The 7746-nt window shown below is 67.7% G+C and carries 10 protein-coding genes; 2 read left to right on the forward strand and 8 right to left on the reverse strand.

Features of this window, described 5'->3' with window-relative positions; genetic code table 11:
* Nucleotides 1-44 precede the first annotated feature (44 nt).
* From B073_RS0131595 to B073_RS0131625, 7 genes are all read right to left on the reverse strand, one after another.
* Nucleotides 45-602 carry a hypothetical protein gene (locus B073_RS0131595; RefSeq protein ID WP_018542084.1) on the reverse strand — a complete coding sequence of 186 codons (558 nt, stop codon included), beginning with the start codon at nt 600-602 and terminating at the stop codon, nt 45-47.
* A gap of 110 nt (nt 603-712) precedes the next feature.
* Nucleotides 713-1492, reverse strand: a complete 780-nt coding sequence (locus B073_RS0131600; protein ID WP_018542085.1) for a hypothetical protein — start codon at nt 1490-1492, stop codon at nt 713-715.
* Between the two features lie 290 nt (nt 1493-1782).
* Nucleotides 1783-2493 (reverse strand): hypothetical protein, encoded by a 711-nt coding sequence (locus B073_RS0131605; protein ID WP_018542086.1) that lies wholly within the window; start codon nt 2491-2493, stop codon nt 1783-1785.
* On the reverse strand, nt 2490-2840 hold the full coding sequence (locus B073_RS0131610; RefSeq protein WP_018542087.1) for a hypothetical protein: 351 nt from the start codon (nt 2838-2840) through the stop codon (nt 2490-2492). The genes B073_RS0131605 and B073_RS0131610 overlap by 4 nt, the downstream gene beginning before the upstream one ends.
* Nucleotides 2841-3382: 542 nt before the next feature.
* Nucleotides 3383-4270, reverse strand: a complete 888-nt coding sequence (locus B073_RS43050) for a hypothetical protein (RefSeq protein WP_158690271.1) — start codon at nt 4268-4270, stop codon at nt 3383-3385.
* Nucleotides 4267-4647, reverse strand: a complete 381-nt coding sequence (locus tag B073_RS0131620) for a hypothetical protein (RefSeq protein WP_018542089.1) — start codon at nt 4645-4647, stop codon at nt 4267-4269. Before B073_RS0131620 ends, B073_RS43050 begins: the two co-directional genes overlap by 4 nt.
* Complete coding sequence (locus tag B073_RS0131625) at nt 4644-4952, reverse strand: hypothetical protein (protein WP_018542090.1); 309 nt, start codon at nt 4950-4952, stop codon at nt 4644-4646. Before B073_RS0131625 ends, B073_RS0131620 begins: the two co-directional genes overlap by 4 nt.
* Nucleotides 4953-5464: 512 nt before the next feature.
* On the opposite strand from B073_RS0131625, the gene B073_RS46830 reads away from it, so the two are divergent.
* Nucleotides 5465-5734: a hypothetical protein gene (locus B073_RS46830; RefSeq protein WP_158690272.1), complete on the forward strand. Its 270-nt coding sequence runs from the start codon at nt 5465-5467 to the stop codon at nt 5732-5734.
* 109 nt (nt 5735-5843) lie between these two features.
* Nucleotides 5844-6065: a hypothetical protein gene (locus B073_RS46835; RefSeq protein WP_158690273.1), complete on the forward strand. Its 222-nt coding sequence runs from the start codon at nt 5844-5846 to the stop codon at nt 6063-6065.
* A gap of 56 nt (nt 6066-6121) precedes the next feature.
* On the opposite strand, the gene B073_RS43055 is transcribed toward B073_RS46835, so the two are convergent.
* Nucleotides 6122-7746, reverse strand: a 1625-nt coding sequence (locus B073_RS43055) for a recombinase family protein (protein ID WP_018542093.1), incomplete at its 5' end; no start/stop codon positions are given.

Below are 7746 nucleotides of genomic sequence, written 5' to 3' on the forward strand. Positions count from 1 at the left end.
GTAAGCGCCGGCCGGGCGCAGGGCCCGGCCGGCGGTGAACCTGATCAGTGCGGGTGGTTGTGCGGCTGGTCGTCGGTCACGGAAGTGACTTCCTCGCCGTCCGCCGGGCGGTAGGCGACGAAGCAGGAAACGCCATCGTCTTCGAAGATCACGCTGGTTTCCCAGCCCATGATTTTGAAGGTGCGGATGTAGGCGTTGAGCATCGTCTCCGCCCCTTCGCCGTTGGCGCCCACCCCGTTGAGGAGGCGGGAGACATCGACGCTCCCCGGCGCGATGGATTCCACGAGGAAGCCGCGGGCCGTGGTACGGAACTCGTCCGGGTCACGCGCCGGCTCGAATCCGGCGATGGCCAGGACGCGCACCGCGGCACGCACATCGTCGTTCGCGCCGTCCGCCGCGCGGAATCCGTAGTTGACGGGCGCCCGGTGCGCGGCGGCCATGTCACACGGGCCGCAGGTGAATCGGGTGCCGGCGATGAGCCCAAAGGCGGCCTCGTCGGCGTCCACGTCGTACGGCGCGTCCTCGCCGCACAGGGCCCGTGTGGTTCCCAGATCCTGCCGGTGCAGGACGTCGTCGTCCTTGTTGATCGTTGCGTAGCGCATAGGGGGTACTCCCTCTCGCTGGATGGTTGCCGGGTGACGTCCGGCCCCGCAATGAATGCGGTAATGAGTACGGTAGTGATTTCCGCACGGTCCAGCGAGTGGGAGCGGCCTCAACTTCGAGGAATTTCAATGCAGTTGGCGCACAGTGGGGCTTCGCGGGCTTGGAGTGCTGTAGCCAGGGCGGGCAGGTCGCGCCAGCGCCACACGCGACGGCCGCGAGCGTCGATGAGGACAGGGGCCGTGCAGCTCGGGCCCGTACCGCACGTGACCGCCGGCGGGATGTCCGGCCCGGTATGGAGGGTGAGTTGGCCGGTGCACCAGGGGCAGGGACGACCGGGGATCACCGTGTCACGGTGGTCGAGCCCGAGGGCGCGTAGGAGGCGGGCTTCACTGGTGCGGGCGACGTGGCGGGCCTCGATCTGCTCGGCCTCGCGCAGCGGCCGGAACGGCGGAGTGCAGGCCAAGTTGTCTTCCAGTTCCGTGTCTTCGCCCCGGATGCGGCCCTCGATCCACACGCAGGCCCAGTGCAGCCCGTGGGCCCGGCTGCCTGGCCGGCTCTCGCTCCGGATCTCCCAACGGCGCGGATCCCCCAGCGCGGCGTGCTGGCACGCGGCAGCCAGGACATCGGCCAGTGCAAACACGGCCTCCTCCACAGCCCGGCCGGCGTCCAGGACACCAAGGTTGACCGGGGCTGGATACTCGCGCAGGGTCAGTGGGAGCCGCTGGATGAGCGGCTCGTCCGGCGCAGGGTTGAGAGTGTGAGAGAGCTGACGCGGGGGCCACACATCGGCGGGCGGGGTCTCGATCGCAGCCAGCAGATCGCCCCACAGTTCGCGGATGCGGCGCAGGGCGGCAACGGTCTCGTCGGCTATGGCGTACGTCGGATTCATGGTGAGCCTCCGGGCAAGATCGGCTGTACGGTGGTCTCACCACGCAGGGCGCGCCCCTTTCTGTCTGGCCGGACGAGGGCGCGCCCTGAAGGTTGTTCAGGGCTGTGTGGCGCTCCGCTCTTCGGCTTCGGTGCCGCACGAACGACAGACCAGCCAGGAGCGGGTAGTTGCGGCCGGATGCGCGGCAGCGAGGGCCGACAGGGGGAGGACGGCCAAGCGCCGTTCAAGCCGCAGGGCGAAGGCACCGCAGGTCGGGCACGGGGTGTCGGGCCGCGTGCTGGAAACATGCATTAGCTGGCCTCCTCCATGGCAGTGCGGGCGGCGTCGATGCGGCAGGGATGCGGCTCGGTGCGGATGGCTCGCCCCTTGCCGCGCGGACGGAAGCCGCCGCGGCACGGCTCACCCTCGCCGGCGCCGCACCATTTGCACACCTGGCCGAGCGGATCCGGCCCGCCCCTTTTACGCGCAGCTTCCCGCTCGGCCCGCCGCGGCCGGAAGGCTGCGAGTTCCCAGGCCACCGGCTCAGGCAAGTACGACGCCGCGGCCAGTTCGTCTGTCATGGCTTCGAGTTCACGCTGGCCGACCGGGTCGATCGCGGGCCGGAAGATGGCCGGCGCGCTTCGGCCAGTGGCCACGGCGGTGCGGGTGGCGGCGAGCTCGGCGCGGTAGGCGGCTTCGTCATCCGGGTCGGCGGCCGGCACCGGGTCGGTGTGGCGCTCCATCCGTGTACCGCGGTGTGCGGCCCAGGCAGCGAGCAGGTGGTGCGGCTCGTATGCGAAGTAGCGGGCGGTGTGGTCGCCACGCTGCTGCTCGTAGAAGCACCGCACCGCGTGCATGACGTCCCAAGTGCCGTCTTCGGTGACGGCGGGGATGTGCACGGTGGCCTCGTTCCACTCGTCGATGGTGCGGGCCGCCTTGTGCGGGTCGGTCATGGCTCGGCGCAACCGTCCGTCCAGGGTGGCCAGGAGGCGCAGCAGGGCGGCAGTTTCCCTCGGATTCATTGGGCTTCCCCCCGTTCTTCCAGCAAGGCGAGTCCGGCGAGCAGGTTGTCGGTGTACGAGGACGTGCCGCGCCGCAGCGGCACCACGTTCCCGCCGTCCCCCGCATGCTGGTCGGCTGGCGGGGCGGGGGCGAAGTTGGCGGCGTCGCGCCAGATGGCCAGTAGGTAGCGGGCGCTGCGGATCTCCCGGCCGGAGGTCCGTTCGACGGCGGCGCGGACGAGTGCGTCCGTGCCCCACCGTTGGACCGCGGCGAGCACCAGCGCCCACTCGGCCGGTGCCAATCGCCAGGTGACCACAATCCGTGCCTGGCGGAGGGCGGCCACCAGCGGCCGGGCCTGTACCGGCACGACGTCCGTAGGCGTCTCGGGCGCGCGAGCGCTGCTCAGTCCTTCACCAATCTCATCTATCAGTGGGGGGCTGGAACCCGGCCCCCCACTGGGCCGGTTCTCGGACCCCTCCGGGCCGGTTTCCGGCCCTGTGGGGGCCGGTTTCCGGGAGCCCGGATTCTGGCGCGAGCCAATTTCCAGCCCCCCGGTCTCCGGCCCTCCAAACCCTCCCGATTCGGACACCGCGCGCAGGTATGCGGCAGCCTTCGGGAGCCGATACCAGATCTCACCGCGCGGCCCAAGTTCCCCTTCGACGACCTCCAACTCACCGTCCTTGGAGGCAAGGAGCCGGTCAATGGCAGCGCGAACCGTCGATCGGGCCGCGCCGGTACGGCGCACCAGCATCGTGGTCCCCGCGTACGCGGTGCACTCCGCGTCCGGCACCTGGTGGGCGATGGCCAGCAGGATCGTGCGCGCCACGCCGCGGGCGCGGGAATGCTCAAACACCCATTCCACGGCTGCGTGGCGCGCAGCTGCCTGGCGTCGGTCCATGCCGCTCCGCGTCACTGCTCCGCCTCGTGGCTGGCCGCCCATGACGACGTCTCAGGCTCGGGCTCGGAAGCAAGGGCTGCTGCCCCGTTGTTGGAACGCCGTACCGTGCGCCGCTCGCTAGCCGCGTCGCCGGTCTTGAGGAGGTGGATGGGGGTTACGGGGGCATGAACGAGGGCGGGAAAAGTCTTAGCATTCCGGGCGACGGCCGACACATCGAGGAACCGCTGGAACGTCTCCTCGCCGGCGTCCAGCGGGTGCACGGAATAGCCGTCCGCGCGCAAGTGCACGCCATAGGCTGCACTGATGCCCAGATCGGCCACCGGCATCTCGGCGCCGTCCTCGCTCACGTAGAAGTCGGCGAACCGGTAGGCCGCGGCCCGCAACGCGCACTCCGGCCAGACTCCGGAGCCGGTCTCGTAGCTGACCAACACCGCATCCCTGGTGGGGAGTTTCGCCACCATGCCCAATGTCCCGGCGTACTTGTGGGTGCGGGAACCGACTTGCGCCTCGACGAGCAAGGGGCACACGCCCCAGTCATCAAGGAAGTCCGCGCACGCTACGGCATGTCCGTACAACTCCGGGGGCACCTGATCGTCGCCACGGGTGAGGAAAGCAGCGGCGTGCCGGTAGATGTCCACCCCACGTCCGGCTGCTGGGTTTCGCTCCTGAAACGGTGCCTGCCTGACTTCGTCGAAGACCGAGTCGGCTTCCCCCGAAACGATGCGTGGCGCAAGTGCTCTCCAGTTGTCCACCACATACCGGGCGGCCTCTCGTGCGGCCCACCTTGGCTGGCCAGGCTTCGGTAGACCACCGCCGGTGAGCGAGGGCACCCCCATCACGGGCTCACCGTCCAACGTGTACTTGTAGCCGCGGCCGGCCGCGGTTCGTATCAGCGTCACTGCACACCCCCGTCCCGCAGGCGCGCCACCGCTGCCAGGCTGGCGTGCCGCATGAGTTCTACGGCCAGCTGTCGCGCGTCCCTCTCACTGAGGGCGAACTCGGCCGGCTCCGACAGTGCAGACACGAAGTCCTCCCGCGCGGCATCTAGCGCGGCCGCGGCTCCAGTCAGGACACGCTCTGGCAGTTCACAGATCTCTTTGAGGCCGGCCAGCCCCTCGAACGTGGAACGCCGCGCAGCAATCTCCTCTAGGTCGGCTCCCACAGCCCGCGGTGCCTCGGCGTACTCAACAGCGAGCACGCCGACGACCACCTCCGCAATATCCGTCGTCCCGAGCACCACCCGGCGCCCGTCATCGCTCAACCGCACGCTGATCACGCCGCCTCCGCACCGCCGCCGGCCCCAATGAACCTGGCGTAGACACGGAACTCGGATTCGTCGCCCGAGTGCACCGTGCGTGCCACGGCGTCAAAGGCCCCAGCCGGCGTGTAGGCAGCCAACTTGCCCGTCCGGATATTCAGGGCCGTGGACCGGGCGCTCGCCGCACTTCCGTACCGCCCGATCACCGCCCACTTTCCGGGGTTGTTCACCAACTGGGCCACGATGCGCGCATGGCGAGTGTTGGTCGTGTGGGCAGCCGGCGGCGGGCCGCTGAACTCCACGAGCCCATCCGAACGCGTCATGCCGCCGCCCTCCGTTCTGCACGCTCAGCACGCGCCTCGTGAACCAGCGGCGCCAAGACCCGTGCGATCATCGCGATCTGATCGGGAGTCGGCTCCGGCCAGTCGACCACCGTCGTTTCACCGCCGGTCTCCGACCGAGCAGCGCCCTCAGAGGCTTCAGCTCGCATCGTCCACCCCTCCCCTGGTCCGCCGCGGACCGTGCCCCCATGTCCAGGTCACGCCGCAGTCATTTCTGTTTAAAAACAGAAACAACCTACGATCCATGATCCTGGCGGTCAACGAGGTTCAGCGGTATGTTTTTACGGGCGTGAACGCCACGTAAGTGCGCGTGTGAGTTTCTAAACCGAAACGGAGAATGCCGGGTGTGGGATTCAGGTAGACCCCTGGCCGACCTCGTGGAGTCGGCGGCGGCGCGTGCGACCTACCGACAACTGGCCGAGCGGGGCGTGGACCCAAAGACGGGGTATCGCGTTCCGTACGCGCTCCTTTGGCGGATCGCCAAGGGCGAGGGAGTGAAGATCAACCCGCCGCTCGTGCGCGCGGTAGCAGCAGCCATCGACCGCCCGATGCGCGAGGTTCAGCTTGCCGCCTCGCAGCAGTACGTCGGCCTGGTTACGAGCGATCCTTTCGGTGCGAGCACAGAGGAGATGCAGGTCATCGTCGCGCATGTCCCCGGGATGACCGCGGCCGACATGCCACGCGCGCAAGAAGTACTGCGACGATGGGTGGCCGAAAGGGATAAGCCGGTGGAATATGCCCCAACAGAGGGTGACACGCCGTAGGCGGCGGGTAATTGAATGCGTGACTGGGCGGGCATTGCGGAGTAAAGTCTTCCGGACGTCGAATCGTACTTAGGTTCGATAACGGGGAATCTTACGCAAGGGGGACAACTTGCTCAGAGTTAGCCGGAAACAGCTCGACCCCGGCGTCCTGCTCATGGCCCGAGTGGCGGCCGATGGCATCATCGAGCTCGTCGCCAACGACCAACAGATCAATGAAGAGATGGCCAACGCCTTCGAACAGACCCTGAGCGAAATCTGTGCACGTACGAGGGCTGCCGGTAGCGCGTTACAGGTCCACCCCTTGCTCCCCGAGCAGCGCAAAGCCAGCTGAGCAGCCTGGGGCCACGCAGGCTGTACTGCGTGGCCCCGCACGCGCACGCGACCCTCTCAAGCCGCCGTCGCGAACAGCTTCCGCGGCTCCACTGACACATAGTCCTCAGCTGGGACGGCAGCCGAATCCCGCCCCTTACCGATCGGCTTGAGTCGGACTTCCACAAGAGCATCGGTGATCATCCGTTGTTGCGGAAGCGTCAACTTCTCCCATGCCGCGCGCACTTCCTCCACCGTGGCACCGATGATGTCGCGAACGATAGCTGGCGCGCGCAACGTCTTCGCCCGATCCTCGGCATCTTTGATCTTCGGCCGTGTCTGCGCCTCCACCGCGGCGAGCCCCTCAGGGGACAGCTTTCCTTCCGCGGCCGCCGCATAGAAGCCGTCCAGGCGCTGTCGAAGCAGCTCCGCTTCTGCTTCCGCCTCTTCGATCTTCTGGACAAGCTCTGCATCGCCCTTGGTGTACGCCTCCACGAACGCCGGCGACGACAGCCAGGAGAAGAGCCAGGAAAGGACGTACGCGTCCACCGGCTCCATCTGCGCACTGACGTGGTACCCCTTCTCGCCGTTGCGCCCTGGCTGCTTGCACAGGTAGTTCATGTTGCCGCTGTCCGTCCGGTGAGTGCCGACGGGGTGCTCGCAGATATGGCACACCATGACACCGGAGAGTCGGTAACGAGCCTTTCCAGGACGGGAGTTGTGCGGCTTCTTGTCGCGCTCCTCGATGACCGCTTTGCACCGCACGTGTGTCGCCTTGCTCACGATCGCATGCCACGCCTCCGCGGCGGACACTTCGCCGTGATGCGTGCGGGCTCCGAGGTACCGGACATCGCGGGCGTACTCCTTGATCGTCGTCGGCTGCCAACGAGCCATGAACAACGGGATTCCCCGCGCCTGGAGGTCACGGGCGATGTCAAGGTGCTCCTCGCCCTTACCGAGGCGGTCCCCCACCTCCTGCCACAGGTCCTCGTATTCAGGGTTCTCCGGCTTATGAACAGCGAGCCGCTTCACCATCGCCTTCGTCCACCGCAAGGCCGGGGCGGGAATCTGACGCATGTCGAGGCTGCGGGCGATGGCCCGGTAGTCCTCACCGTTGGCGACCCGCAAACAGATCTCCCGCACGATCCCCGCCTGGAAGGGGTCAGGCTCCACCCTGAGGAACGCCCCGGTTTCCGGGGCGTACACACGGCGATAGCCATACGGCGTGATGCCGTGTGGCACGCCGGTCACGGCGTTCGCCCGGAGGGTCCGCATCACGTTGGTACGCAGCTCATCGACTTCGCGCTCCCCCAGCAGGGCGTCCAGGCCGGTACGGAAGCGGTCGTCTGGATTGCTGAGGTCGTACACCTTGCCGCCGTAGCACCACAGCACACCGTGCTCCCAGCACGCGTCCCGGAGGCGAACGTACACGGCAAGATCCCGCTGCAAACGGGAGGATGCCCATGCGATCACAATGTCGAGTTTCTTCGCGGCTATGTCCCGCAGCAGCCGTTCAAGCTGATCACGTTCGCCGTCGGCCCCGTGTCGCGAGGCTGAGGTCCCGTCTTCGACGTACTCGTCAACGACCTTGACGCTCAGGCGCCTGGCGTCCTCATGGCCAGCGGCGAGCTGCTCACGTACCGATCGGCCTCGGTTTTTCTTCTTACCCCGATAGTTGCTCTTCCGGGCGAACAGCCCGCCCT

Origin of the sequence: Streptomyces sp. MspMP-M5 (assembly GCF_000373585.1) — a bacterium.
Taxonomy (GTDB): domain Bacteria; phylum Actinomycetota; class Actinomycetes; order Streptomycetales; family Streptomycetaceae; genus Streptomyces.